Source organism: Sphingobacterium cellulitidis (assembly GCF_043187465.1).
In the GTDB taxonomy this organism is placed as follows: Bacteria; Bacteroidota; Bacteroidia; order Sphingobacteriales; family Sphingobacteriaceae; genus Sphingobacterium; species Sphingobacterium cellulitidis.
On sequence record NZ_CP171136.1, the window covers coordinates 1464320 to 1490490 of the forward strand.

At 37.2% G+C, this 26171-nt stretch carries 20 protein-coding genes, 1 other RNA gene and 1 riboswitch; of the genes, 13 read left to right on the forward strand and 8 right to left on the reverse strand.

What is annotated here, in order from left to right:
- Nucleotide 1: 1 nt before the first annotated feature.
- From ACF3OC_RS06340 to ACF3OC_RS06370, 7 genes are all read left to right on the forward strand, one after another.
- Entirely contained in the window at nucleotides 2–748 is a 747-nt protein-coding gene (locus ACF3OC_RS06340; RefSeq protein WP_094280446.1) for an ABC transporter ATP-binding protein, read from the forward strand.
- 12 nt (nucleotides 749–760) lie between these two features.
- Nucleotides 761–1855, forward strand: a complete 1095-nt coding sequence (locus ACF3OC_RS06345) for an ABC transporter permease (RefSeq protein WP_229678280.1) — start codon at nucleotides 761–763, stop codon at nucleotides 1853–1855.
- A complete protein-coding gene (locus ACF3OC_RS06350; RefSeq protein ID WP_094280448.1) occupies nucleotides 1852–2973 on the forward strand; it encodes an ABC transporter permease in 1122 nt (373 codons plus the stop codon). Before ACF3OC_RS06345 ends, ACF3OC_RS06350 begins: the two co-directional genes overlap by 4 nt.
- A 245-nt stretch (nucleotides 2974–3218) precedes the next feature.
- Nucleotides 3219–3818: an RNA polymerase sigma factor gene (locus ACF3OC_RS06355; protein ID WP_094280449.1), complete on the forward strand. Its 600-nt coding sequence runs from the start codon at nucleotides 3219–3221 to the stop codon at nucleotides 3816–3818.
- Between the two features lie 90 nt (nucleotides 3819–3908).
- Nucleotides 3909–5111 (forward strand): FecR family protein, encoded by a 1203-nt coding sequence (locus tag ACF3OC_RS06360; protein WP_094280450.1) that lies wholly within the window; start codon nucleotides 3909–3911, stop codon nucleotides 5109–5111.
- A 71-nt stretch (nucleotides 5112–5182) separates the two neighbouring features.
- The gene (locus ACF3OC_RS06365) at nucleotides 5183–8689 is read left to right on the forward strand and encodes a TonB-dependent receptor (RefSeq protein ID WP_094280451.1); all 3507 of its coding nucleotides are present in this window, start codon (nucleotides 5183–5185) and stop codon (nucleotides 8687–8689) included.
- Nucleotides 8690–8700: 11 nt separating this feature from the next.
- Nucleotides 8701–10209: a RagB/SusD family nutrient uptake outer membrane protein gene (locus ACF3OC_RS06370; RefSeq protein WP_094280452.1), complete on the forward strand. Its 1509-nt coding sequence runs from the start codon at nucleotides 8701–8703 to the stop codon at nucleotides 10207–10209.
- A 46-nt stretch (nucleotides 10210–10255) separates the two neighbouring features.
- Here ACF3OC_RS06370 and ACF3OC_RS06375 read toward each other — a convergent pair whose 3' ends face one another.
- A complete protein-coding gene (locus ACF3OC_RS06375) occupies nucleotides 10256–11347 on the reverse strand; it encodes an MBL fold metallo-hydrolase (RefSeq protein ID WP_094280541.1) in 1092 nt (363 codons plus the stop codon).
- 214 nt (nucleotides 11348–11561) lie between these two features.
- Here ACF3OC_RS06375 and ACF3OC_RS06380 point away from each other — a divergent pair, with 214 nt between their 5' ends.
- Nucleotides 11562–11810, forward strand: a complete 249-nt coding sequence (locus ACF3OC_RS06380) for a hypothetical protein (RefSeq protein WP_094256828.1) — start codon at nucleotides 11562–11564, stop codon at nucleotides 11808–11810.
- A 78-nt stretch (nucleotides 11811–11888) separates the two neighbouring features.
- On the opposite strand, the gene ACF3OC_RS06385 is transcribed toward ACF3OC_RS06380, so the two are convergent.
- Entirely contained in the window at nucleotides 11889–13280 is a 1392-nt protein-coding gene (locus tag ACF3OC_RS06385; protein WP_094256829.1) for an arginine decarboxylase, read from the reverse strand.
- Between the two features lie 109 nt (nucleotides 13281–13389).
- Between ACF3OC_RS06385 and argS the strand changes: the two genes are divergently transcribed.
- From argS to ACF3OC_RS06400, 3 genes are read left to right on the forward strand one after another with little or no spacing between them, the layout of a single operon-like run.
- On the forward strand, nucleotides 13390–15171 hold the full coding sequence (gene argS, locus ACF3OC_RS06390) for an arginine--tRNA ligase (protein WP_094280453.1): 1782 nt from the start codon (nucleotides 13390–13392) through the stop codon (nucleotides 15169–15171).
- 2 nt (nucleotides 15172–15173) lie between these two features.
- Nucleotides 15174–16247 (forward strand): Gfo/Idh/MocA family oxidoreductase, encoded by a 1074-nt coding sequence (locus ACF3OC_RS06395; protein WP_392471145.1) that lies wholly within the window; start codon nucleotides 15174–15176, stop codon nucleotides 16245–16247.
- Complete coding sequence (locus tag ACF3OC_RS06400) at nucleotides 16247–17443, forward strand: aminoacetone oxidase family FAD-binding enzyme (protein WP_094280455.1); 1197 nt, start codon at nucleotides 16247–16249, stop codon at nucleotides 17441–17443. The genes ACF3OC_RS06395 and ACF3OC_RS06400 overlap by 1 nt, the downstream gene beginning before the upstream one ends.
- Nucleotides 17444–17532: 89 nt before the next feature.
- Here the strand turns inward: ACF3OC_RS06400 and ACF3OC_RS06405 are convergent, their stop codons facing one another.
- On the reverse strand, nucleotides 17533–17943 hold the full coding sequence (locus ACF3OC_RS06405; RefSeq protein WP_094280456.1) for a hypothetical protein: 411 nt from the start codon (nucleotides 17941–17943) through the stop codon (nucleotides 17533–17535).
- A 201-nt stretch (nucleotides 17944–18144) separates the two neighbouring features.
- Between ACF3OC_RS06405 and rnpB the strand changes: the two genes are divergently transcribed.
- Both rnpB and ACF3OC_RS06415 read left to right on the forward strand, forming a co-directional pair.
- Nucleotides 18145–18516: RNase P RNA component class A (gene rnpB, locus ACF3OC_RS06410), an RNA gene on the forward strand.
- Nucleotides 18517–18559: 43 nt separating this feature from the next.
- Nucleotides 18560–19939 (forward strand): sigma-54 dependent transcriptional regulator, encoded by a 1380-nt coding sequence (locus ACF3OC_RS06415; RefSeq protein WP_094256834.1) that lies wholly within the window; start codon nucleotides 18560–18562, stop codon nucleotides 19937–19939.
- Between the two features lie 612 nt (nucleotides 19940–20551).
- Here ACF3OC_RS06415 and ACF3OC_RS06420 read toward each other — a convergent pair.
- From ACF3OC_RS06420 to dapA, 5 genes are all read right to left on the reverse strand, one after another.
- On the reverse strand, nucleotides 20552–21733 hold the full coding sequence (locus tag ACF3OC_RS06420; protein WP_094256836.1) for a homoserine dehydrogenase: 1182 nt from the start codon (nucleotides 21731–21733) through the stop codon (nucleotides 20552–20554).
- Nucleotides 21733–22794 carry a homoserine O-acetyltransferase gene (gene metX, locus ACF3OC_RS06425; protein ID WP_094280458.1) on the reverse strand — a complete coding sequence of 354 codons (1062 nt, stop codon included), beginning with the start codon at nucleotides 22792–22794 and terminating at the stop codon, nucleotides 21733–21735. Before metX ends, ACF3OC_RS06420 begins: the two co-directional genes overlap by 1 nt.
- 44 nt (nucleotides 22795–22838) lie before the next feature.
- Nucleotides 22839–24146 (reverse strand): O-acetylhomoserine aminocarboxypropyltransferase/cysteine synthase family protein, encoded by a 1308-nt coding sequence (locus ACF3OC_RS06430; RefSeq protein WP_094280459.1) that lies wholly within the window; start codon nucleotides 24144–24146, stop codon nucleotides 22839–22841.
- A 248-nt stretch (nucleotides 24147–24394) separates the two neighbouring features.
- A riboswitch (SAM riboswitch) is annotated at nucleotides 24395–24508 on the reverse strand.
- Between the two features lie 254 nt (nucleotides 24509–24762).
- Nucleotides 24763–25194: a hypothetical protein gene (locus ACF3OC_RS06435; RefSeq protein WP_094257172.1), complete on the reverse strand. Its 432-nt coding sequence runs from the start codon at nucleotides 25192–25194 to the stop codon at nucleotides 24763–24765.
- Between the two features lie 90 nt (nucleotides 25195–25284).
- The gene (gene dapA / locus ACF3OC_RS06440; RefSeq protein ID WP_094280460.1) at nucleotides 25285–26163 is read right to left on the reverse strand and encodes a 4-hydroxy-tetrahydrodipicolinate synthase; all 879 of its coding nucleotides are present in this window, start codon (nucleotides 26161–26163) and stop codon (nucleotides 25285–25287) included.
- Between the last annotated feature and the right edge of the window lie 8 nt (nucleotides 26164–26171).

A 26171-nucleotide genomic window follows, 5' to 3' on the forward strand; every position in this document is an offset into this window, starting at 1 on the left:
TATGGATCGAGAAATAGTTATCAAAACGGATAAATTGACGAAGAAGTTTGGGGATTTTATAGCTACGAATGCCATTAGCTTTGAAGTTTATAAGGGAGAGATTTTTGGCTTTTTAGGGGCGAACGGTGCTGGTAAGACTACTGCGATGAAAATGCTATGTGGATTATCGAAACCAAGTTCTGGGGAGGCGAGTATTGCAGGCTTTGATATTTATAAGCAGACGGAAGAAATCAAGAAGAATATTGGTTATATGAGTCAGAAATTCTCCTTGTATGAGGATTTAACGGTGAATGAAAATATTGATTTTTTCGCAGGGATTTATGGCTTGAGCAATAAGGAGTTGAAGACGAAAAAAGCGGAGTTACTTCAGACATTGGGGCTGGAAAGTGAAGCTAAGAAATTAGTGGGTTCATTGCCATTGGGCTGGAAACAGAAGTTGGCATTTTCAGTCGCTATCATCCATAATCCTAAGATAGTGTTTCTCGATGAACCGACCGGAGGTGTTGATCCAGTGACGAGACGACAGTTTTGGGACTTGATCTATGCGGCTTCGGCAAATGGAATTACGGTTTTTGTGACGACGCATTATATGGATGAAGCGGAATATTGTAATCGGATTTCCATGATGGTTGATGGGGAAATCAAGGCTTTGGATAGTCCGATTAATTTAAAAAAGCAGTTCGGCGTTGAAACGATGGATGAGGTATTTTATGATCTAGCACGTGGAGCAAAAAGGAAAGGAGATTAAATGAAGCAGTTTATGTCTTTTGTAAGAAAGGAGTTCTATCATGTTTTTCGGGATAGAAAAACCCTGTTGATGCTTTTTGGTTTGCCCATTGTTCAGATTTTCCTCTTCGGATTTGCTTTGACTAATGAGGTTAAAAATGCCAAAATAGTAATCTGCGACTATGCGAAGGATGTTGCAAGCATGGAAATTACAAGGAAATTTGAAGCGAATCCAAACTTTGAATTGACAAAATCCTTGATGAATCATCAGCAGATAGAGGAGTCCTTTCAGCGTGAGAATATCAAGTTGGCCATTATTTTTCCGGTGAATTTTAATGAAGATTTGATGCATCTCAAGAAGGCTCAGATTCAGGTTATATCGGATGGATCAGATCCGAATACGGCTAGTACGCTTCAAAATTATGCGAACTCCATCATAATGGATTATCAAAATGAGATGATGCAAAACCAAAGTCAGCCTTACTCCATAAATACGGAACTAAGGATGTTGTATAATCCAGAATTAAAAGGAGCAACGAACTTTGTGCCTGGGATTATGGCGTTGGTGTTGATGTTGGTATGTGTGTTGATGACTGCAGTATCCATTGTGAAGGAGAAAGAAATGGGGACCATGGAAATCCTATTGGTTTCACCCTTCAATCCTTTTTTAGTGATCGTATCGAAAGCACTTCCTTATTTTATTCTTTCCTTAATAAATCTAGCAGTTATTCTAATCATGGCGGTGACTTTATTGGGGATGCCGATTCACGGAAGTTTACTCTTATTGATTGCGGAAAGTGCTCTTTTGATTATCTGTGCTTTATCGGTGGGTTTATTGATCTCCAATGTTACCAAATCACAGCAAGCAGCCATGCTGATTTCAATGATGGGGATGATGTTACCAATCTTGTTGTTCACTGGTTTTATGTTTCCAGTAGAGAATATGCCGCTGCCATTGCAACTGATTTCGAATATTGTACCATCGAAATGGTATTACATTATTGTGAAATCTATTATGTTGAAGGGATTGGGGATTGCAGCAGTTTGGAAGGAGACTTTGATATTGGTTGGAATGACTGTTTTGTTACTGTTCTTAAGTTTAAAGAATTTTAAAACCAGGTTGGAATGAAATTAATAATGTTTTTATTAAAAAAAGAATTCAAGCAGATCTTTAGAAATAAAGCTTTGCTACCTTTAATTTTTATTGCACCGATCATGCAATTGATCATCTTGCCATTGGCTGCAGATTTTGAGGTTAAGAATATCAATGTGTCAGTCATTGACCATGATCATTCCCCATATTCACAGGTGTTGATTTCAAAGTTAACTGCTTCGGGTTATTTTCGATTGACCGACTATGGACAATCATTTAAAGAAGGTTTAAAGCAAATTGAGCAGGATAAAGCTGATTTGGTTTTAGAAATTCCGGCTCACTTTGAAAGGGACCTTGTAAAAGAAAAGAACGCAGAACTATTTGTGGCAGCAAATGCTATCAATGGAGTTAAAGCTGGATTGGGTTCTAGTTATTTAAGTCGAATCATCAAGGATTTTAATGCTGATATCCGGACGAAATGGTTGAATCAGCAAGGGGAATCAGGGACTTCATTAATTGATATTACCTCTTCCAATTGGTTTAATCCATATCTGATTTATAATAAATTTATGGTTCCTGGAATTTTGGTGGCCTTGGTTACCATGGTTTGTTCCTATATGTGTGCCTTAAATATTGTGAAGGAAAAGGAGGTGGGTACCATTGAACAAATCAATGTGACTCCGATCAAAAAATATCAGTTTATCCTTGGAAAATTAATTCCATTTTGGATAATTGGGTTGTTTATATTTACTGTAGGTTTATTTGTAGTAGGCCGTTTCATCTACGGAATTGTACCAGTCGGTAATTTACTATGGTTGTATGCCTATCTATCAATTTATCTGATCGCCGTATTGGGATTAGGTTTACTTATTTCAACAATTTCTGAAACACAGCAACAAGCTATGTCAGTGGCCTTCTTTTTCATCATGATATTTATGTTGATGAGTGGGCTGTTTACTTCCATTGACAGTATGCCGGAATGGGCTTATATTATTGCTAGGTTTATCCCTATGACCTATTTTATAGAAGTGGTTCGGATGATAGTTTTAAAAGGTAGTGATTTTGCCGACATCCAACAGCATTTCTTAATCATAATTGGCTTTGCGATTTTATTGAATGGATTGGCGATATGGAATTATAGAAAAACTTCTTAATACGTTTCTATTCGGCAATAATTTTAATAGGCAATAAAATAATAGTTAAAAAGCGGAACGAACTGTGGTTAAACTTTCATTTTAGTTCTTATTTGAATTTTTTACAATAATTTATTCAATTTGGAGCATTAATAAATGTATATTCACAAGCGATAACAGGAAAATATTTATTCCAATATTAATTATTTTTACCTGACTATTGAATTGTTTCCATTTTTCACAACTATTTGTTCCTGTCCTCTTAGATGAAAAATATTGATGATAAGAGTTTGTTAATTGAGATTTCGAACGGTAAAGAAAGTGCTTTCACAGAACTTTATCGTCGTTATTTTATTAAACTGAACGCTTATTTGACCAGGATTTATAAATCCAATGAAGGTCATGCTTCGGATATTTTGCAAGAAGCATTTTTAAGAGTATGGATTAATCGAGATCGATTATCGGAGATTGAAAACTTTGAAGCTTGGATTTTTAAAGTGGTCAGCACGGAAAGTCTAACTTTCATCCGCAAAGAAGTAAAGCAAAAAACAAAAGCAAATAATTTAAAAGCTCTTTACGATAATAAAGATCTGCAGGGATTTGAAAATCCAAGATTTACAGAGCTTTATGAAATAAAACAATTGGTTCAAGAAACCATCATGAATATGCCTGAACGTAGGCGAGAAGTTTATCTTTTGAGTAGAGAAAAAGGGCTTTCTGCCTCTGAGATAGCTGCTGTATTAAATATTTCTCCTAATACGGTATACAATACCCTGACCTCAGCTTTAAAAGATATTCGAAAATCTTTAGAGAGTCAAAACTTCCAAATCACCTTGCTATTATTGGTCACACTGAAAATAATTTAAATATTTTTTCACTTTGAATAGTAGTAGTCCCCAAAACTGTATTCATTACTATATGAAGCTCCTCGAATAGGGGTTCAATTATTACTAACCATGCAAGAAACCAGAGCTTATTATTTAATTAAGGGGTATTACCATGATTGCTTGACAGCAGAAGAATGGGTTGAATTTGAGGAATTACTGTCTCAGAATCCATCTTTAGTTGAAGAAAAGTTGCAGTTGTTAATGCATGAACTTTCTGAATCTTCTTCAGGTTTGTCATTTTCTGAGGAGAAATTTCATGATAGCCTTAATGAGATATTTGAAATTGATAAAGTTTCCCAGAGGGAATTGCCGCCAATTGTTTTCAAGGAAAGAAGCTATTACAAGTGGTTTTCAATTGCTGCTGCCATTATCATAATGGCCATTATCCCAATTTACTTCTATAAACAGCATAAATCATCGGTTCCTGAAATAGAAGAAAACTTTGTTGTCAAAGATTTTCAACCAGGCACAGATGGTGGTATTCTGAAACTGGAAAGTGGGAAGATATTGGATTTGGGTTCATTGCCTGAGGGTAAATCCACGATCAATGAAATCGAAAATGTAAGAATCCAAGTGAATCGGAGTGCTGCTACTTATTCCATTATTCAGGACAAAGCCACGGATGTTTTGGTGTATCAAGAAATAGAAACTCCAAAAGGCAAGAAATTTAAAGTAAACCTGAGTGATGGGACCTCCATTTGGTTGAATTCAGGAAGTAAATTGAGATATCCTATTCAATTTGGTTCCGGAGTAAGGGAGGTTTATTTGATTGGTGAGGCATACTTTGAAGTGGCTTCAAATCCTAATAAACCATTTCGAGTAAAATTTGAAAACCAAGATTCTGAAGTAGAGGTATTGGGGACCCATTTTAATGTTCGGAACTACCCAGAAAATAATGGGATTTACACTTCACTATATGAGGGAAAAGTGAAGGTGGTCAATGGTACTTCAAATCGGATTTTGAAACCGGGAGAAGTCGCTTTTGCTGCAAAAAATGGAAATATAACTGTTAGCCTACTTGATAATCCGGATGATCATATAGCCTGGAAAGAGAACTTCTTCAGCTTTAATAATGCGGATTTGAAGGATGTCATGACCGAATTGGGTCGATGGTATAATTTCGAGGTGGAATTCCCAGACTCTATAAAATCTGAGAAATATTCTGGAAAGATAGGTAAGGATCTGACTTTGAATCAAGTCTTGGAGATTTTGGGAGGAACCAATTTGAAATATAAAGTTATTTCAAGCCATAAAATTCGAATTGTTGAATAACCATTAAGGTTAAGGATCCCCGATGATTCTTAGTCTGAATAATAAATAAATTATAAATCATAATAACTAAAATGACCAAATTATCAATTAGAAAATGCGGTTCTTTGAAGGAATCTCATCAATTCTGGAAGCGCAAGTCTAACCTTTTGTTCGCCATTCAGTGTTCCTTTATTCTTGTAGGTGCATCTGTGCAAGAAACTTATGCGAATGTCAATACGCAGACAGTTGTTTCTTCGGCTCCTTCGATTGAACTTGAGAAAATGTTGAAATCTGTTGAAAAGAAAACAGGTTATGTTTTCTTTTACAAAACATCTGAAATAAAAGATGTTTGGGTAAAGCAGTTCGATATGGCCAACAAGTCGAATTCAGAAACCTTGAATGAATTGTTTAAGAATATTCCTTTTAAGTATACGATTAAGGGAAAAACAATTTCTATTCAGCGAGATCAATCTGCAAAGACTTTCGATCCTGTAAATGGTGCAATTAAAGATAGTCAAGGGAAAGTGCTGGCCGGTGTTACAGTTACAGTGAAAGGTACTACCCGAGGAACATCTACAGATGCTGAAGGAAAGTTTACTATTGATGTGAACCCTGGAGATGTCTTGGTCATTAAGTCTTTAGGCTATGAAACCCTTGAGATTCCAGTAAGTTCAACAGCTACTTTGCAGAATATCGTATTACATGAATCTTCAGAAGCTATTGAAGAATTGGTTGTGATTGGTTATGGGGCCGTTAACCGTAAAAATGTTTCAGGTGCGGTTTCTACAGTAAAAGGTTCAGACCTTGCTGCGGTTTCCACAACTTCCAACTTTACGCAGGGCTTACAAGGTAAAGCTGCTGGGGTTCAGGTGATGCAAGCAACGGGTCAGCCGGGTGCTAATGCGTCAGTGAGAATTAGAAATAACCCGTCAAATGCCAGTGCTGGCGTATTGTATGTTGTGGATGGAGTTCCTGTAAATGGTGGAGCATCCATTCCAGGATCACCTGTATCAACACAGGGTAATCAGGATGTGAGTCCATTGAACTTTATCAATTCCAATGATATTGAATCCATTGAGTTGTTAAAGGATGCGGCTTCAGCGTCCATATATGGTGCTAGGGCAGGAGCTGGTGTTGTTTTGATTACCACTAAAAGAGGTAAAGCCGGAATTCCTAAGATTGATTATACTGGGACATATGGTTTCCAACAAGCTGATAAAATGTATGAGGTTCTAGATACTAGAACCTATATGGAACAGGTGAATAAAATTGGTTTGGAGAGATGGATGCAGAATAATAAAGTGGGACCATTTTATGGAACTGTTGATGGTTCAACGCTTACGCCATATAAACCGCGTTTTACTACAGATGAAATTGCGAATACAGCGATGTTGCCAAATGCAATGGAAGCTGTTCATAGAAATGGTTATACCACGCAACACAACGTATCTCTTTCCGGAGGATCTGAAAACACTAAATACTTTGTTTCTGGTAACTATTTTGATCAGAAGGGTGTGTTGATTGCGAGTGGAATGAAGCGCTATAACTTTAGAGCTAATTTCGATCAAAACATTACAGATAAGATTAAAACCGGAATCAGTGCTACCATGTCGGATGGAAAAATATTGGCAACAGGTACTGGAGGTGCTAACGAAGCAGGAGGAGTTTTAACTGCGGCTTTATATCATCCAGCTAATTTACCACTTCAAAATCCTGATGGTACTTATCCAATAAATCCTAGATATCCAAATCTTCCAAATCCTCTATCTTATCAAGATGTTACTAATGATTTGAATACATTTCGTTTATTAACCAACGCTTACTTGTCTTGGGAAATAATTGATGGATTAACAGCTAAAGGGATGTACAGTTATGACCGTTCTACAAGTGGCCGGGATGTTTATCTTCCGAGAACATATTTATTAGGAGAGCGTTCTGGCGGTATTGGTAATGTGTCAAAAAATGATGCTGGAATCAAATTGCTAGAATATACCTTAGCTTATAATAAGCGATTTGGATCTGATCATCAAATCAATGGGGTGTTCGGTTATTCCTACAACCAGTTTAAAACGAGATTTATGAGTGCAGGGAATCAAAACTTCCCTACGGATGCATTTCTTTATCATAATCTAGGTGTAGGCCAAAGTCCGAAACCTTCTGTTGGATCAGGTTCAAGTGAAAAGACTATTGCATCCTACTTTATCCGTGGAATCTATACTTATAAAGATAGATATACTTTACAGGCATCCTTGCGTAGAGACGGTGCGTCAAACTTTGCTGATAACAAGAAATGGGGTTATTTCCCTGGGGTGGCTTTGAACTGGTTGATTTCAGAAGAGAGCTTTATCAAAGATTCAGAAGGACCTGTTAACTTCTTGAAACTTCGTCTTTCATATGGTGAAACTGGAAACTCAGATATTGCAAGTGCTGCTCAAATGGCTTACTTGAATTATTTTCGCGAGGGAAATAGTAACTATTATTATAGCTATTTATTTGGAGACGGGACCAATCCAGCAACAGGATTTGGTATTAGTAGGTTAGCTAATCCTGATTTAAGTTGGGAAACTGCCAAAGAATTGAACGCAGGTCTTGATTTTGGATTGTTTAACGACCGTATCTCAGGATCAGTGGATGTGTATACCAAGACAATAAACGGTTTATTGTTTAATGTGGTAACGCCTTCACCTTATGAAGTTGGACTTCAGACCGTCAATGCTGGTAAAACTCGTACCGATGGATATGATATTTCCCTTCAAACTAAAAATGTTGTTGATCAGTCCGGCAATAACGGATTTACATGGTCGACGAGTATTAATTTCTCACATTATTTGAGTTATTGGACAGAGCGTGCTCCACAGACTTTGGCAACATTAGAAAGATATAAGGCAGCTACAGGTAAAGACGCACTTTATAACCCTGCCTTTGGATATATTTCGAATGGAATCTTCAGAGGAGAAGGAGCTGCTCCTGCACATATGCCTAATTTATTACCAGGAAGCTTAATTCTAAATGACCGTGCGAGTTATGATGACCAAGGAAATCTTGCAGGACCTGATGGAATCATCAATGCGGCAGATCAAACCTTGATTGCCAATTTAGATCCTAAGTTCAACTTTGGTTTTGGAAATACATTCACTTTCAAGAATTTTGACTTGAATGTATTTTTCTCAGGAGCTATCCTGAAAGCATGGAGTCCATATGGACCTAACAGATCTTTCCGTATTGCTAGTTTAGCAGCAAACATGGGCTCTTTCGATTGGAATACCATGCCAATTAGCTTAGAGAGATGGTCATTTGATAATACAGATGCGGATTTCCCAACAGGTTTATCTGATTCTAGATATGCCAATTATCAAAACAACTCAGATTACTGGATGATGAATGCAAGTTTCTTAAGGTTAAGAAATGTCACTTTAGGATATTCTTTCCCTTCGGCATGGTTGCAGAATCAAAAGGTTGTAAAAGGTGCTCGAATTTCCTTTGATGTTCAAAATCCTTGGACAATTACCAAATATCCGGGTCTTGACCCAGAGTTGAATCAAAATAATTATTACCCACTTACATCTTCTTACGTATTGGGTGTAAACCTTAGTTTTTAATTGCAGGCATAATGAAAAGAAAATATATAACGAACAAATGGATTAAGGCAACAGTGTTGATGCTTGCCTTGTCCCCAATTTTCACTTCTTGTGAAAAAGGTTTGGAATACAGAGATGATCAGGAATTGAACGGTTCAAATTTCCTAAAAACAGAAAATGATGTGACTTCCGCGGTAACAGCCATGTATTCTGGAATTATGCAAGGAAGTATGTGGAATGGATACGGAGCTACAATGACGGGTATCACGACCCAAGCGGGGCAGACGACAGATGAAGCTATTTGTAACTGGGATGATGCTGGTCGTTGGAAAAAACTAAATATGTTGAACTTTGATCCAGATTTCTCTCAGATTACGCAACATTATGTGTTTTTAATGCGCTATACTTCCAGAATTACCACTTTGATTCCTCAGATCGAGGGCGTAAATATGAATGAGGACCTTAAAAAGAGATATATAGCAGAGTTGAAAGGCTTGAGAGGGTTCTTTATGCAAATTATGTATTTGTATTATGGTCCAGTTCCTGTGGTTTTAGATCCAAGTTTGGTGAACTCTCCAGAATCAAATACTATTCCGCGTCCTACTAAAGAAGCAATGATTGGTTTCATAGAAAAGGACTTTAAGGAGGCTATTGCTGTATTGCCTGCCAAATTTGAAGGTGCAGACTATGGTCGTTTTTCCAAATCAGCTTGTCTGACTGCTTTGATGAAACTTTACATGCAAGAGAAGCGTTGGGCTGATGCCATTGAAATGGGTAAACAAATTAAAGCTATAGGATTCAGCCTTACTCCAAAATACGAAGACAACTTTAACATGAATAACAAAGGGGGTAACGATGAAATCATTCTCGCGGTAGTGGCGAATGCTACTTCAAGTACTACTGGGAATGGCTATAGACCGCATTATCTACCAACCGATTATTATGATGTGACTGTAGGGGGAGGTGATGCTCCATGGGGAGGTTATAGAATGCCTTGGAAAACATATGATCAATTCAACAAAGCAGATTATAGGTTGAAGTTATTATTGGAGAAATACCCGACTATGCAAGGTGGTAAGGTCGTTTACCGCGATGCGAGGGCAGGAGGAGATATTGGAGCCGTGATGGATAAATACGGTCCAGATCCAGCAAAAGTATCTTCCATGTCTACAGCTGTTGATGTGATTGTCTATCGTTATGCTGACGTCGAATTATTATATGCAGAAGCTTTGAATGAACTCAATGGACCAACTTCTGAAGCTTATACGTTCTTGAACGATGTTCGTACCGTTCATGGTAAATTACCAGCTTTATCGGGTCTTACGAAAGATACCTTTAGAAAAGCAGTACAAAATGAAAGACTGTTTGAGCTATGGGAAGAAGGAGTTCGTCGTGACGATTTAATCCGTTGGGGCTTATATGTTCAGAGAGCTAAGGATGATGGCTATACCCCGGGGGATCATGTCGTTCTCTATCCTTTGCCAAGAGCTGCCGTAAATCAGTCAAATGGCGCTGTAAAACAAAATCCTGGATACAACTAGACTATTAATAAAAAGTAGGGCTGCCAATTTTGGCAGCCCTTATTTTTTAATCAATTCCCAACCACCATTCCTTGGTTTCATTGGGTTTATCTAAATAGATCAGTTGCCCCATCTTAGGTGTCCATATCGGAAAATTCTTATTCTTTGCTTCCTTCGTAATTCGAATCATAGGATCATCCCAAGCATGATTTGCCAAAGGAAATTTAGAATTGTGAACCGGTATAATTCTCTTGGCCTGTAAATCATGAGCGGCAAGCACCGCTTCCTCAGGCATCAAGTGAATGTATTTCCAAAGCTCATTATACTGGCCATTTTCCAATATTGCGACATCAAATGGACCGTATTTATCACCGATTTCCTTGAAATGCTTTCCATATCCTGAATCACCACCAACAAAAATTCTTAAAGAATCAGATTGAAGTATGAAAGAGGACCAAAGACTGGTGTTTCTTTTTAACCAACGACCTGAAAAATGTCTTGCGGGAGCAGCAGTAAATTCCAAACTGTCCAATTTTAACTTTTCACCCCAGTATAATTCATGAATATGTTCATTTGAGTAGCCCCATTTCTCAAGATGCGCACCAACGCCTAAGCTCGTTACGACATCCTTTACTTTAGTTTTTAACTTCAAAATGCTTGGGTAATCAAGATGATCATAATGGTCGTGTGTAATGATTAGAATATCAACTTCAGGAAAATCCTCAACCTGATATTTATGAGTCATCTGAAAAGCTTTTACACTTCCTGGGATAGGAGAGGCATGCCCATTCATCACAGGGTCCACAAGAATCCGTTTTCCATCAATTTGCATATAGTAAGATGAGTGACCAAACCAAACATATACGTTTTCATTCAGAGGGATGTTCTTTAAATCTGTTTTTTCAACAGGTAATGGTTTCGAAGGAACGTTTCTTTTATCCTTCTCGAAGAAAAAGGATTTAAATACAGAAACCTGACTAACTCCTTCTTTTATTGCAGGTGTTTTTTCAAGGTTATCGAATACGCCATCTTTAAAAGTTGAAGTATTCTCCATTCTTTTTATACGGTCGCCTGATGCTAAGGCTCCCATCTGTTCAGAACGGCTTAAAAGATAGACTGCAAGTCCAAGAATTAGGACCAATGCAAGTATGATATACATAAGGATTTTAAAAAATTTTTTCATGTTAATGCGAAGCAATTTACAGCATAAACTGTAATCTAATTGTAATAAAATATTTCAAAATAGGATATCGTAAAGGCTTAACGATTAACTAATGTAGTTGTATATTATTAAATAATTAAAATATTAACAGTTAATTAATAACATATTTTTTACTTTTGTGCACAGTTCTTTCACATTAAACAAAAAATTCATGTATTTAATTGAGAATTCTGCGCAGCAGAAGTTTTTTAACACAATTAATGAATTGGATTTGAAGTATGGCGAGTACCTAATCAAGGATGGGAAGTGGTTAGGAGGTGGATTTATCAATTTATTTTTTGTCCACCGAACTTCAAAATCTAGTTCTGTTGAACTCAATTTAAAACCAGAGGTATTTATGCAATTACCTCGTGAATTAAGAAAAGAAATTAAAAGTTTAGTGTTAAAGGAGGGAAATTAAAAGTTGAACACCTACACTTTAAAACAAAAAAGCAAGTTAATCTGAATTAACTTGCTTTTTTTCGTTTATGAGATGATCTTATTGGTAGCCCAATAATTTCATTACTTGTTTCGAGTTTTGTTCTTCTCCAAATACCTCATAGTTAAATGTTTCGTCTCTATTTCTACGAATTAACACATGTTTTGGAGATGGTAATAGACAATGGTGGATACCACCATAGCCACTTAATACTTCTTGATACGCTCCTGTATGGAAGAATCCCAAATACTGTACTTTTCTAGTTTTTGGCATAAACACAGAGTTCATATGGGCCTCTTGATTGTAATAATCCTGACCATCACAAGTGATACCGCCTAAGTTTACGCGCTCATATTCTGAATCCCAGTTATTTATCGGAAGTAAGATATACTTTTGGTTCAATGCCCAAACATCAGGTAAGTTCGTAATAAATGAACCATCCAACATTAACCATTTCTCCCGGTCGTTTTGTTGTTTTCTACCTAATACTTTATATAAAATTCCCGAAGCCTCCGCTACTGTATATTTTCCAAATTCAGTAATGATATCTGGTTCCACGACTTCGTGGTGCGCACAGATTTGTTTGATGCGGTTTACAATTTCATTGACCATGTATTCATAATCGAAATCATGAACTAATGAATCTTTGAATGGCATACCACCACCAATATCAAGTGTATCTAAATCCGGATTGATCTTCTTGAATTTACAATAAAGCGTCACATATTTCTCCAACTCATTCCAGTAATAAGGAGTATCCGAAATACCAGAGTTGATAAAGAAGTGTAATAGTTTCACTTTAAAGTGTGGGTTATCAACGATTTTGCTGTTATAGAAATCAATAACATCCTCCATTCTAATTCCTAATCTGGAAGTATAGAACTGAGAATCAGGTTGCTCCTCAGCAGCAATACGGATACCCAAGTTACAAGGTTCCGATAATTCAACCTCGTCATCATACATGTTGAATTCCTCTTTATTGTCCAATACAGGGATAATATTGTGGAAACCATCATGCAACATGTCTACAATATATTGCTTGTACTGGTAAGTCTTGAAACCATTACAGATTACTGTAATGTCCTTTGTGACTTTGCCTTGTCTCTCCAACGCATCAATCATTGGCATATCGAAAGCTGAAGAGGTCTCCAAGTGGATATCATTCTTCAAAGCCTCTTCTACGATATGCTTGAAATGCGAAGATTTCGTACAATAACAGTATTTATAGGATCCGCGATAATTGTATTTCAACATGGCTGTTTGAAATAAAATCTTCGCTTGTTGTATTTTTTTACTGATAATGGGTAAATAGGTAAAACGTAGCGGCGTACCGTACGTTTCTATCATTTCCATCAAATTCAAATCGTGGAAGTACAATTCGTCATCGATGATATCGAATCCGTCTTGCGGAAAACCAACACTTAAGTCAAGAAATTCCTGATAGCTCTGCATTTTTTATTATTTTTGGCAAAGATATGCTTTCGTGATGAATACCTAAATAATCAAGGCGTTATTTTTTAAATTCATTATCAGAAAGTTACGAATATTACGAAATATTTACATGGCAAAATCAATTCAAGAACTGCTTATTGAGAAGACAGTTCAAGCGGTAAGTGCATTGTATGGAGCAGAAATCCCTGCATCCCAGCTTGCTTTACAAGAGACAAGAAAAGAGTTTGAAGGTCAAATTACATTAGTTGTATTTCCTGTTACCCGATTTTCTAAAAAATCTCCGGAAGTCACTGGAAATGAAATAGGTACTTATCTAAAAGAAAACATCCAAGAAATTGCGGACTTCAATGTCATCAAAGGATTTTTAAACCTTAGTTTCTCAGATACCTATTGGATCGAATTATTAAATCAAACCATCCTTTCGGAATCATTTGCTAAGTACCCTAAAAATGGTAAAAAGCTTATGGTGGAGTACTCTTCTCCAAATACGAATAAACCATTGCACCTTGGACACATTCGTAACAACTTATTGGGGTATTCCGTTGCTGAAATCTTAAAAGCTTACGGATATGACGTGGTGAAAGCCAACCTTGTGAATGATCGTGGTATTCATATCTGTAAATCCATGTTGGCATGGCAGAAGTTCGGTAACGGTGAAACACCAGAATCTTCCGGACTTAAAGGCGACCATCTTGTAGGAAAATACTATGTGGTATTCGACAAAGAATATAAAAAGGAAATTGATCAACTAAAACAAGAAGGTCAATCCGAAGATGATGCCAAAAAGAATGCTCCATTGATGAAAGAAGCACAAGTAATGCTTCAGAAATGGGAAGCAAACGATGCGGAAGTCATCAACCTTTGGAAAACAATGAACGGCTGGGTGTATGCAGGTTTTGATAAAACCTACAAACAGTTGGGTGTTGATTTCGATAAATTCTACTATGAATCAGAAACCTATTTATTAGGAAAAGATATTATCCAGGAAGGTCTTGAAAAAGGAGTTTTCTTCAAGAAAGAAGACAACTCAGTTTGGATCGACCTAACGGATGAAGGATTAGATCAAAAATTAGTGCTTAGAGGTGATGGCACATCTGTGTATATCACCCAAGACTTAGGGACTGCCCAATTGAAATATGATGAATTCAAAATGGATGAGTCTATTTATGTGGTAGGAAATGAGCAGGATTATCACTTTAAAGTGCTGTTTGCAATCCTTAAAAAATTAGGCAAGGAATGGGCCAATGGCTTGTACCACCTATCTTATGGTATGGTTGACCTTCCTTCAGGTAAGATGAAATCTAGAGAAGGAACTGTGGTGGATGCGGATGATTTAATGTCCGAAATGATTGAAACAGCCAAAGAAAGAACAGAAGAATTAGGAAAAACAGAAGGCTTCAACGAAGAAGAGAAAACTGCTTTGTATCAAACCATTGGTATGGGGGCTTTGAAATATTTCTTATTGAAGGTGGATCCTAAAAAACGTCTTCTATTTGATCCGAATGAATCTGTGGATTTCCAAGGTCATACAGGTCCGTTTATCCAATATACCCATGCTCGTATTAAATCTGTGTTGCGTAAAGCTGAATATCAAGCTGTTGAAGTGAAAACTCCTGCATCTATTTCATCTTATGAACGCGATTTGATTCAGGCCTTATCAAATTATCCTGCCATTATCGAAGCTTCAGCAAATGAATTTAGCCCGGCGCAATTGGCCAACTACGCTTATGATTTAGCGAAGCTATACAATAAATTCTATCATGAGGAGACTATCCTTAAGGCTGAAGACGAAAACGTCAAAGGATTCCGTTTGCAATTGTCAGCATCTGCTGCAAGAGTCATCGCTGAAAGTATGAACTTATTAGGTATTCAAGTACCTGAAAGAATGTAAATATGAAAAAACTTAAAGTTGGATTAATAGGATTTTCAATAGGTGGGCATGTTTTTCATGCCCCATTTATTAATGGGAATTCTGATCTGGAGTTATATAAGGTCACTGCCCGCAAACCTGAGCAGCAGAAAATGTTGGCAGAACGCTATCCTGATGCGATTGGAGTCTTATCGGCAGATGATATCATCAATGATCCCGAAGTGGATATTGTAGCGATTGCAACATCAAATGATGTACACTTTAGTTTGGCTAAAGCAGCATTGGAGGCTGGCAAACATGTGGTCGTTGAAAAACCTTTCACCAACTACAGCTCCGAAGCAGATGAACTAATTGCTTTGGCAAAAGAGAAGTATCTATTGATTTCTGTGCATCACAATGCCAGGTACCATTCAGACTTTAAAACGGTGAAGAAGGTTATCGAATCTGGAAGATTAGGACGTGTGGTCAATTATGAGGCTCGCTATGATCGTTTCAGAAATTTCCTGAGAGAAGGGGCGTGGCGTGAGGAGAATTTACCAGGTTCAGGTATTCATTATGACCTTGGTGCCCATCTGGTCGACCAAGCTTTGCAAGTATTTGGGAAGCCGACGGCCATCTTTGCTGACCTTCGTGTTCAACGCGATGGCGCAAAAGCGATCGACGATTTTGAATTTATTTTATCCTTCCCTGGAATCAAGGTCTCCTTGAAAGGACAGATGTTAGCCAAAATATCAACGGCTAGATATGCGGTCTATGGAATGAATGGCTGTTTTGTGAAATGGGGAGTTGACCCACAAGAAACTTTGCTGCGTGATGGAGTATCTCCTTCAACAGTGAATGACTGGGGAAAAGAAGATCCGGCATTTCAAGGAACACTTTCAATTCTGGAGAATGGGGCAGATGTAGAAGAAAAAATAGTTAGTGAATGGGGGTCTGGACAAGATTTCTATAAAAATATCGTATCAGCCATCCGTGGAGAAGAAGATTTATATATTAAACCAGAACAAGCGAGAGATGTCATTCGAATCTTAGAGCTTGCCGAAAAATCCTGGGCTGAACAAAGAACAATTTCATTGGAAGGAGAATTGATTTCCTAATGAAAGATTACGATGCGATTATCATTGGAGGTGGTGCTTGTGGATTGATGTGTTCGGTTCAAGCTGGTCTTATCGGCAAGAAGACTTTATTGATCGAAAGGAATGATAAACCGGGAGCAAAAATCCTGATCTCAGGTGGTGGTCGCTGTAATTTCACCAATATTTATACCTCTACGGATAACTTCGTTTCCGAAAACCCCAAATTTCTAAACGCCGTTTTTTCTCAATGGTCTGTAGAGGACACCATTAATTTTTTTGAACAATTTGGCCAGATCAAAGGGCAGGAAAAAACCTTGGGCCAATTGTTTCCCACAACAAATAAAGCCAAAGATATTGTTGCTGTATTTACAAAACTCATGTATGACACCGGACAAGATATTTGGTTGAACGCCTTGGTAAATGAGGTAAAACAAACTGAGTTCGGCTTTGAGCTAACGGTGGAGAAGGAAGGAAAATTAACTAAAATTTCGACGAAGAAAGTGGTCATTGCCACTGGAGGATTGCCGGTAGCTAAATTAGGAGCTTCAGACTTTGCCCTTAAATTAGCTAGAAAGTTTAATCTCAATCTCGTAGAAACTGCACCAGCCTTGGTTCCATTGACCATAACAGGCAAAGATGCCGATTGGTATGCTTCCCTTGCAGGAAATTCCGTTTATTCTCGAGTTTACAATGAAAAGATATCCTTTGAGGAGAATATTCTTTTTACCCACTGGGGATTAAGTGGACCTGCTATTCTTCAAATATCATCTTACTGGCGTCCAGGCCAGCAATTTACCATTGATCTGTTGCCCAAATTCAAGATTGATCAACTAATCAAAGAAGAACGGAATGCAGGCGGCCGAAGGACCGTCGGACAATTATTAAATGATCATTTTACCAAAAAAATGGTCGATGCACTCGGAGCCTTTCTGCCAATTCACCTCAAAATAGCCTCCCTAAGCAAAGCAGATGCAAAGTTATTAGCAGATAGCATTCATCAATTTAAAGTTAAACCTGCAGGAGATAAAGGCTATGATAAAGCGGAAGTCATGCGTGGAGGTCTTTCTACGGATGAATTAAATCCCAAAACCTTAGAATGCAAGAAAATAAAGGGTTTATATTTTGGAGGAGAAGCTGTGGATATTACAGGTTGGTTAGGGGGATATAACTTCCAATGGGCATGGGCTGCTGGCTACGCTATCGCTCAAGATATTTAATTCTATAAAACAAAAAAGCTGTACAATGAATGTACAGCCTGGTAATTTTATGGGGTAAGAAGTATTAATTGTTTTTAATTTTTTTTTCCTTAGAATTTGTGTTCAATCACACCTTCATTTTTGATGTCGGTGATGTTCGCTTCAGCTTTTTTAACAGATTTATTATCAACTAAGATTTCCAAATTTACTTTTCCAGGTTTGTCTACTTTTGTTTTGATTTTCAACATTGCATTCTTTTTTAGAGCTGGTCTTCTCAATCTAATCTCTTTAGGGAATTTTAGATCTTTTGTTGAAACGGTTGAATCTTGACCTTTATATCCAGTGATTACTAAAGAAGTCAATTTCAAATCCTTTTCTTTGGAGTCAATTTTGTAAACCACATTTACCATTTTGGTTTTGTTTTTTGGTTTTGGATTGTCTTTTTTGCAAGAAATAAATGTCATTGCACCTGCTGCTGCCGTAATAGCTAATAATGTTCTTAAAAATGTAGTAGTTTTCATTTTGTTTGTTATATAAATTAAATTAATAAATAGTTAAAAGAACATCTCGTCGACTTATGTTTTATCATATAACGATACAATTATTTATATCGCTACAGCTGCTAAAGAAAATTTTTACATATTTCTTAAAAATATTTTTAACCCATCCTAACATGGATGTTTAGCCTTATTCCGTTGAATTTTTTGTAATTTTGCACATTGAAGCAAACTGGTTCTATCGCTGCATTTTAAAAATGAAGAGGAAAGTCCGGGCAACACAGAGCAATACGCTTCCTAACGGGAAGGCTGATTTGAAAAAATTAGACAGCAAGTGCCACAGAAAATATACCGCCTTTCGGGGTAAGGGTGAAAACGTGAGGTAAGAGCTCACGGATTTGCATGGCAACATGCATCTCGGTAAACCTCGTATGTTGAAAGACCAAATAGGTTGCAAGAATTGAAAGCTGCTCGTTTTCTGCCTTGAGCAATTGCAATGGGTAGGTTGATGGAGTTTGCATGTGAATGCAAACCTAGATAAATGATAGAAATTCTTATTTTAGAATACAGAACCCGGCTTACAAAGTTTGCTTCTTTTTATTTAAACATTTTCTATTGCCTATAAACAAGTGTGTTAATTATGACAACAATTTTAATTATAGATGATGAGCGTCCAATTCGTAGCTCGTTACGTGACATCTTGGAATATGAAGACTATAAGGTCCTGGATGTTGATAACGGTGAAGATGGTCTGAAAATCTTACAAAAGGAAAAAATCGACTTGGTATTATGTGATATCAAGATGAATAAGATGGACGGTATGGAAGTACTGACCTCAGCCAAAGAATTTTCCGATATCCCGTTCATCATGATCTCCGGACATGGTACCATCGAAACAGCCGTGGAGGCAGCTCGAAAAGGTGCTTTTGATTTCTTAGAAAAACCGCTAGACCTCAATAGGTTATTAATAACCGTTAGAAACGCGCTGGAAAAAGGCTCCTTGGTCAAAGAAACCAAAGTCTTAAAACGTAAAATTTCCAAAACCAAAGAAATCTTAGGAGATTCATCAGGTATTAGTTTAATCAAGGATACCATTGAAAAGGTTGCTCCAACAGAAGCTCGTGTATTGATTACAGGTGCCAATGGTGCCGGTAAGGAATTGGTAGCTCGTTGGTTGCATGAGAAATCTACGCGCTCCAGCTCGCCTTTGATCGAAGTTAACTGTGCCGCTATCCCTTCTGAATTGATCGAGTCTGAACTTTTTGGACATGAAAAAGGATCCTTTACTTCTGCCGTAAAACAACGTATCGGTAAATTCGAACAAGCTAATAATGGTACTTTATTCTTGGATGAGATTGGTGATATGAGCCTTTCTGCCCAAGCTAAGGTGTTGAGAGCCTTGCAAGAAAATAAAATCACAAGGGTAGGGGGTGAAAAGGAAATTGATGTCAACGTTCGTGTTATCGCAGCGACCAACAAAGATTTACTAAAAGAAATTGAAGATGGTAACTTCAGAATGGACTTATTCCACCGTTTGAGTGTTATCTTAATTCATGTTCCTTCCTTAGCCGAAAGAAAAGACGATATTCCAACTTTAGCAACAGCATTCTGTGAGGAGATTTGTGCCGAATACAGTATGCCGGTGAAAGCCTTTACAGCAGATGCAATGAAAGCCTTGCAATCATTGCCTTGGTCAGGTAATATCCGTGAGCTAAGAAATATGATTGAACGTTTGATTATTCTTTGTGATAAGAAAATCACCGAAGAAGATGTGTTGAAATTTGCTAATCCAGGTGGGCCGGCAGCTTCAAATAACCATTCCTCCAATCATAACTCCAATGGTTTTGATATGGAACAATTTACTTCCTTCCAAGACTTCAAAGACTTCTCTGAATGTGAATTCATTAAATATAAGTTGGAAAGAAACAATTGGAATGTATCCAAAACTGCAGATGATTTAGATATTCAACGTAGTCATCTCTATAGTAAAATTGAGAAATTTGGACTCAAAAGAGATTAATCAAAAAAGGCCTGATGAAAATCAGGCCTTTTTTATTATTCGTATTTTAAATACGTTTTAATCGTTAAACTTTCTCTTTTGACGGCTATATAACATATAAATAGCTACTGTCAAAACAATAATTCCGATAATTACATACGTTAATGCAGATCCCTCGCTCGTGCTAGTTTTGGTTCCGTCTTGTGCAAACAAACCAATAGATACTGCATTTAGTAGTACTAACACATTCCACTTTCTCATGATCACCTTGATTTTTAAGTTTATATAATAAATATTTGATAATATAAAGCAAAAACCATGACAAAGCAAATGTATTAACAGATATTTAACCTATTAAATGCCAAAAAACTACTATGTAATAAGAATGTTACTCTAGGTAGGGGAATATTAGCTAATATCGTAAAAATTTTTTTACTTCCTAGTCTAAAATTCAATTTATTGTCCTACTTTTTAGGCAGCCATTAATTTCCCGTTTATAAATAAAATAATATTGTTGAAGATTTTTACTCTCAAATAATTTTATCCCTAAAATAGAGTGGTTTAGCCTCTAACAATAAAAAAGTGTTCAACCAATTAAGGAAAAACACTTTCTATTTTAATTTAAAATGGAATTTATAGAATCTCTGCTAAGAAATTTCCTTGTTGATGGATAATTTCACGTTTTGCTATAATTTCCTGTAGGTTGATTGTCCCAATTACGTATTTATGATCATCACTGTAAAAACGCTCTGAAATACTGCTGAATTCAATGTTTTCCAATACATCCTCATCCTCGTAACGGAAATAAACTTTAAAACTATAATCCGTTGAGTAGCTTACTTGCTGTGCCTCTAAATGTTTTTTATACTCGTATTTATAATCATATCTCAGGGCTGCGATATCGGATAGAACGGCTGATCCTGTAGGATGACCGCCAGCACCTTTACCATAGAAGAATTGCTCATCTGCAAAGGCTGCTTTTACCAATACTCCGTTGTACTCATTCTCAACATTTTGTAGGATATTGCCTTTTGAAATAAATTTCGGAAGTACATAAAGAACTACTTTATTGTTGGAAATCTCTTTCGCCAATGGAATTAATTTGATTTTATAATTCTTCTCCCTTGCATAGCGAATATCCGCATCTCCTAGGGTATCAATCCCTAGATTAAGGATTTCATCCGGGTTGATATAGATTCCGTAAGCATGTGAAGCCACGATAGCCAATTTATATTTTGGATCATAACCTCCCACATCCAAAGTAGGGTCAGTTTCTGCGAATCCCAATTCCTGTGCTTTCTTCAATGCTGCATCATAGCTTTGATTTTCATTGAAGATCTTGGATAGGATATAGTTTGATGAACCGTTGAAAATACCACTCACAGAGTGCAATAATTCATTGTCATAATACTCCTCTAAATTCCGGATGATTGGAATACTTCCACAAACCGCACCTTCGTACAATAGGGAAGTCCCATGTTGATTTTGAATCTCCGTTAATTCTTCCAAATGGGTTGCAATCATTTTTTTATTAGCTGAAACCACATTTTTTCCGCTTGTCAGCGCTCTTTTTGTAATTTCAAAAGCAGCTTCCGCATCATCAATTAATTCAACTACTGTATTGATTTCTGGGTCATTTAAGATCGCATTTGCATCTGTAGTGAATAATTCTGCAGGCAATGTCCTTTTCTTGTCTGCATTTTTGATTACGAATTTCTTAATCTCTAAGTTTAGGTTCTTTGTTTTTATGATATCGTATAAACCTTGTCCCACCACACCAAATCCAAACATCCCGATGGTAAGTTTCTTACTCATTATTCTTTAATTAAATTTAAGTGATTTTCTGCTTTTGTATTATTTTTCTCAAGAAAGTTTCCAATAACTTGAGTTAGGGTTTTTGTTTCAATCAAGAATCCATCATGTCCAAAAAAGGAGTGTAGTTCATAGTACTCTGCATGTGGAATGTTTTTAGCAATGAATTCTTGTTCCTGTGGCGGAAAGAGCACGTCTGAAGGAATACCTATGATTAAGGCATTTACGCCTTCGATGGATTGTAAAACTTGTTCTACTTGGCCTCTTCCTCTTCCCAAGTGATGACTGTCCATGGCTTTGGTCAGATACCAGTACGAAAATGCATTGAATCTTCTCACCAATTTATCCCCTTGGTAGGATTGATAGGATGATGCTTTATAGGCATCCGTCTTATCATGATCAGACTCTACCTGCGTGGTACCATAGGCATTGTATGTTCGATAAGATAATAAGGCCATGCTGCGAGCAGCTTTTAGGCCTTTCATGCCAGCGTCGTCTCTTTTTTCAGTAAAGCTTGAATCTGCCTCAATTGCCAATCGTTGACTCTCATTAAAAGCAATGCCCCACGGAGAAAAGAAAGCATTGGTTCCGATGGCTATCAGGTTATGGATTTTAATCGTTTTTGCAACCGTCCATTCCAATGCCTGCTGCCCACCTAAGGATCCACCGATCAAAGTGTTTATTTCATTTATCCCTAAATGGTCTGCCAGCAATTGATGGGCTTTTACGATATCGCGAATGGTGAACTGCGGAAAGTCTGAATAATAAGGCAGGTTTGTATTGGGGTCAATGGATAATGGATTCGTCGTTCCATAATGTGAACCCAATACATTGGCACAAATAATAAAATAATCTTTATCATTGAATAACTCATGCTCGCCAAATAATCCTGGCCACCAGTCAAATACATCTGAATTAGCAGTCAAAGCATGACAAACCCATATCACATTGGATTTATCTTCGTTTAGCTCTCCATAACTATGGTAAGCTATCTGTAGATTTGCCAGTTTTTTCCCACTTTCTAACTCGAAGTCTTGGCTATATCCGAAAGTCTTTACACTCATTCTATTAAATTATCTTCCTCCATAAAAATTAAATAAGGCCCCCCTTATTTAATTTTGTCAAATGCTTGTGCTAGGTCAGCTTTAATATCATCAATATGCTCGATACCCACTGACAATCTCAATTGACCTGGTTCTACACCTGCTTTTTTCTGTGCTTCAGCACTTAATTGTTGGTGGGTGGTTGCTGCTGGGTGAATGATCAATGTCTTCGCATCCCCAACATTCGCCAAATGGCTGATCAATTCCAAGGAATCAATAAACTCATTGGCTTTATCAACTCCACCTTTTACTGTAAATGAAAGAACCGCCCCATATCCATTTTTCAAATATTTCTGAGCATTTTGATGATATGGATGGTTTTTCAAACCTGGATAGCTTACATGCTCCACTTGTGGATGCGCATCTAACCATTGTGCGATTTCTAAAGTATTGTCCACATGACGTTGAACTCTTAATGATAAAGTCTCTAAACCTTGTACCAATAAGAATGAATTGAATGGAGAAAGGGCAGGGCCGAAATCTCTCAATCCTTCAACTCTCGCACGGATCGCAAATTGGATGTTTCCAAATGGACCACCCTCGCCAAAAACATCTGAAAATACCAAGCCATGATAACCTTCTGATGGTTCTGAAAATTGCTTGAATTTACCATTGCCCCAGTTGTAGTTACCACCATCGATGATAACACCACCGATACTTGTACCGTGTCCACCAATCCATTTGGTTGCTGATTCTACTACAACGTTTGCACCATGCTCCAAAGGTTTGAACAAATAACCTCCTGCACCAAATGTATTATCCACGATCAATGGTAAGTCATGTTTCTTCGCAACGGAAGCAATACGCTCAAGGTCAGGAATGTTATAACTTGGGTTACCAATGGTTTCTACATAGATCGCTTTGGTTTTATCGTCGATCAAGGCTTCGATTTTATCAGCATCTGATTCTTCAGCAAATCGAGCTTCGATACCTAATCTTTTGAATGATACTTTGAATTGGTTATAAGTACCACCATATAAATTAGCTCCTGAAACAAAGTTTTCACCTGCTTCAAGGATATTTGTCAATGCAATAAATTGAGCTGCCTGGCCTGAAGCAACAGCTAGTGCTGCAACACCGCCTTCTAAGGCTGCAATACGTTTTTCAAAAACATCCGTCGTTGGATTCATGATCCGGGTATAGATATTTCCAAATTGCTTTAATGCAAATAGGTTAGCACCATGTTCTGCATTTTCAAAAACGTATGATGAGGTTTGGTATATAGGTAATGCTCTTGAACCAGTTGTAGGGTCTACTTCTTGTCCTGCATGTACTTGCAATGTTTCAAATTTAAGATTTTTGTTTTCCGACATTTTTATGTTGATTATAGATGTTAGTAAATTGAATGATTTTTTTTATCCCTTGATTGCTTGATGATTTGGCCGACTACATGATTCCCCTTACGATAAATACCTATCGTGTAGAAATCTACAGACGGCTATCGCATTCGTGAAGCACTCGCAATACAAGAAGAAATAAATTGAATAAGTTGATTCTTTGCTGGTTTTCCAACAAGATACAATAATTCCGATTTTGAAAATTTTGAAGTCATAGTCTATTTCATTTATATGCTCCTGGGCTTTATTGCCTCGGACAGGAATTGGCACCTTTTCAATTCTTATTGAAGGTTGCCAGTGGGTCATTGAGCCAGTCTCTCGCCACTTCTTTATAAATCAAGACCATCTTTTTAGAGAGGTAATGATTAGTGTACCACTATCGAAGTACTCCGCAAATATAGTTCACGAAATTTAATTTTGCAATCTTTTTCAAAAAAGATTGTTGAAAACCTGCTAAAAGCATGTTCTTCAAGGAAATAAGTAAGGGTTAAATTTAGCGTAATACCCCAAATAAAAAAAGCTTCAACTGATGATTGAAATATTCCATCTCATCAATTGAAGCTCCATTGCCTTATCTTGGCATGAAATGCTTTTAAAAGCTATTTGGTTTAGCGTCACGCATTTGGATGATCTTGTCCACTACATATCGCGTATTTCCTCGCCATGGAAGAACCCCGTGATACTCTTTGTAGTGTAAATCAAATGCCTTTCCGCTATTTAATTCTAACTCATGAAATACAGAATCACTTTCTATGGAGAATTCAAATTCATTGCTCGATAATCCTGTACCAGTTTTTTGCGAACGAATTCCCTCTTGGATAAGTTTTCCCTCGTAGGTCTTAAATAGATTTCCTTTTTTCACTGCGTAATTAAGAACTCCAGATTTAACACCTTCACCAAATACAAAGTAATATTTAAAGTAAACGAATCCGGCAAAGCCTAAAAATAGGACTAGAAGTAACCAGCTTATGAATTTCTTGAATTTTGAGCCTCGATTACTAGGTTGTTGGTTTGTTGTTTCCATTTTTCTTAATTCAGTTTTTATTTTGGTAACAAAAAGAATACCTAAAAATAAAAAAGGTTGGTCAATTTTCATTGCCAACCTGTTATTTTTTTATGCTAGTAGCTGCATCTCTGCATCTATTGCTTCTCTTGTCTTCGGACCGACAGGTACCAAAGGCAAGCGTACATGATCTTGTCCGATTCCTTTTTTCTCAAGAATATATTTTACACCAGCAGGATTGCCTTCCACAAAACACAGGTCAATGATTCTTAATAATTCCAAATGAATGGCCCTAGCTTCTTCAAAATTACCCTCACGGCATAAATGTGCTAATGCTGAAACCTTGGTCGGGTAGGCGTTTCCTACCACTGAAATAATCCCTGCAGCACCCATGGCCATCATTGGCAAGGTAACTGGATCATCCCCAGAAATTAATAGGAAACCTTTTGGCATATCCCGAAGAATTTCACTGAATTGCGCAAAATTTCCTGAAGCTTCCTTGGTCGCGATGATATTCTTAAAATCATTCGCTAAACGAACCGTTGTGGCTGCCGTCATATTGCTTCCTGTTCTTCCCGGTACATTGTACAGAATAATAGGAAGTTTTGAAGCCTCGGCAATGGCCTTATAATGTTGGTAAATACCTTCTTGTGTTGGTTTATTATAATATGGAGATACGGAAAGAATCGCAACATAATCCAATGTTTCAAAATTCTTGATCTGCTCCACGATTTCATAGGTGTTGTTCCCACCAATACCAGCTACCAGAGGAATGCGTTTATTCACGTGTTTGGAAGTAAATTGCCACACCTTCTTTCGTTCGTCTTGAGTTAGGGTCGCTGTTTCGCCAGTGGTACCCAATGAAACTAAATAATCAATTCCACCCTCAATTTGAAAATCAATCAAATTTCCTAAAGTGTCGTAATCTACTGTGCCGTCTGCGTGAAATGGAGTTATTAATGCTACTCCCGCACCTTGAAGCTCGTTCATCGTTTATT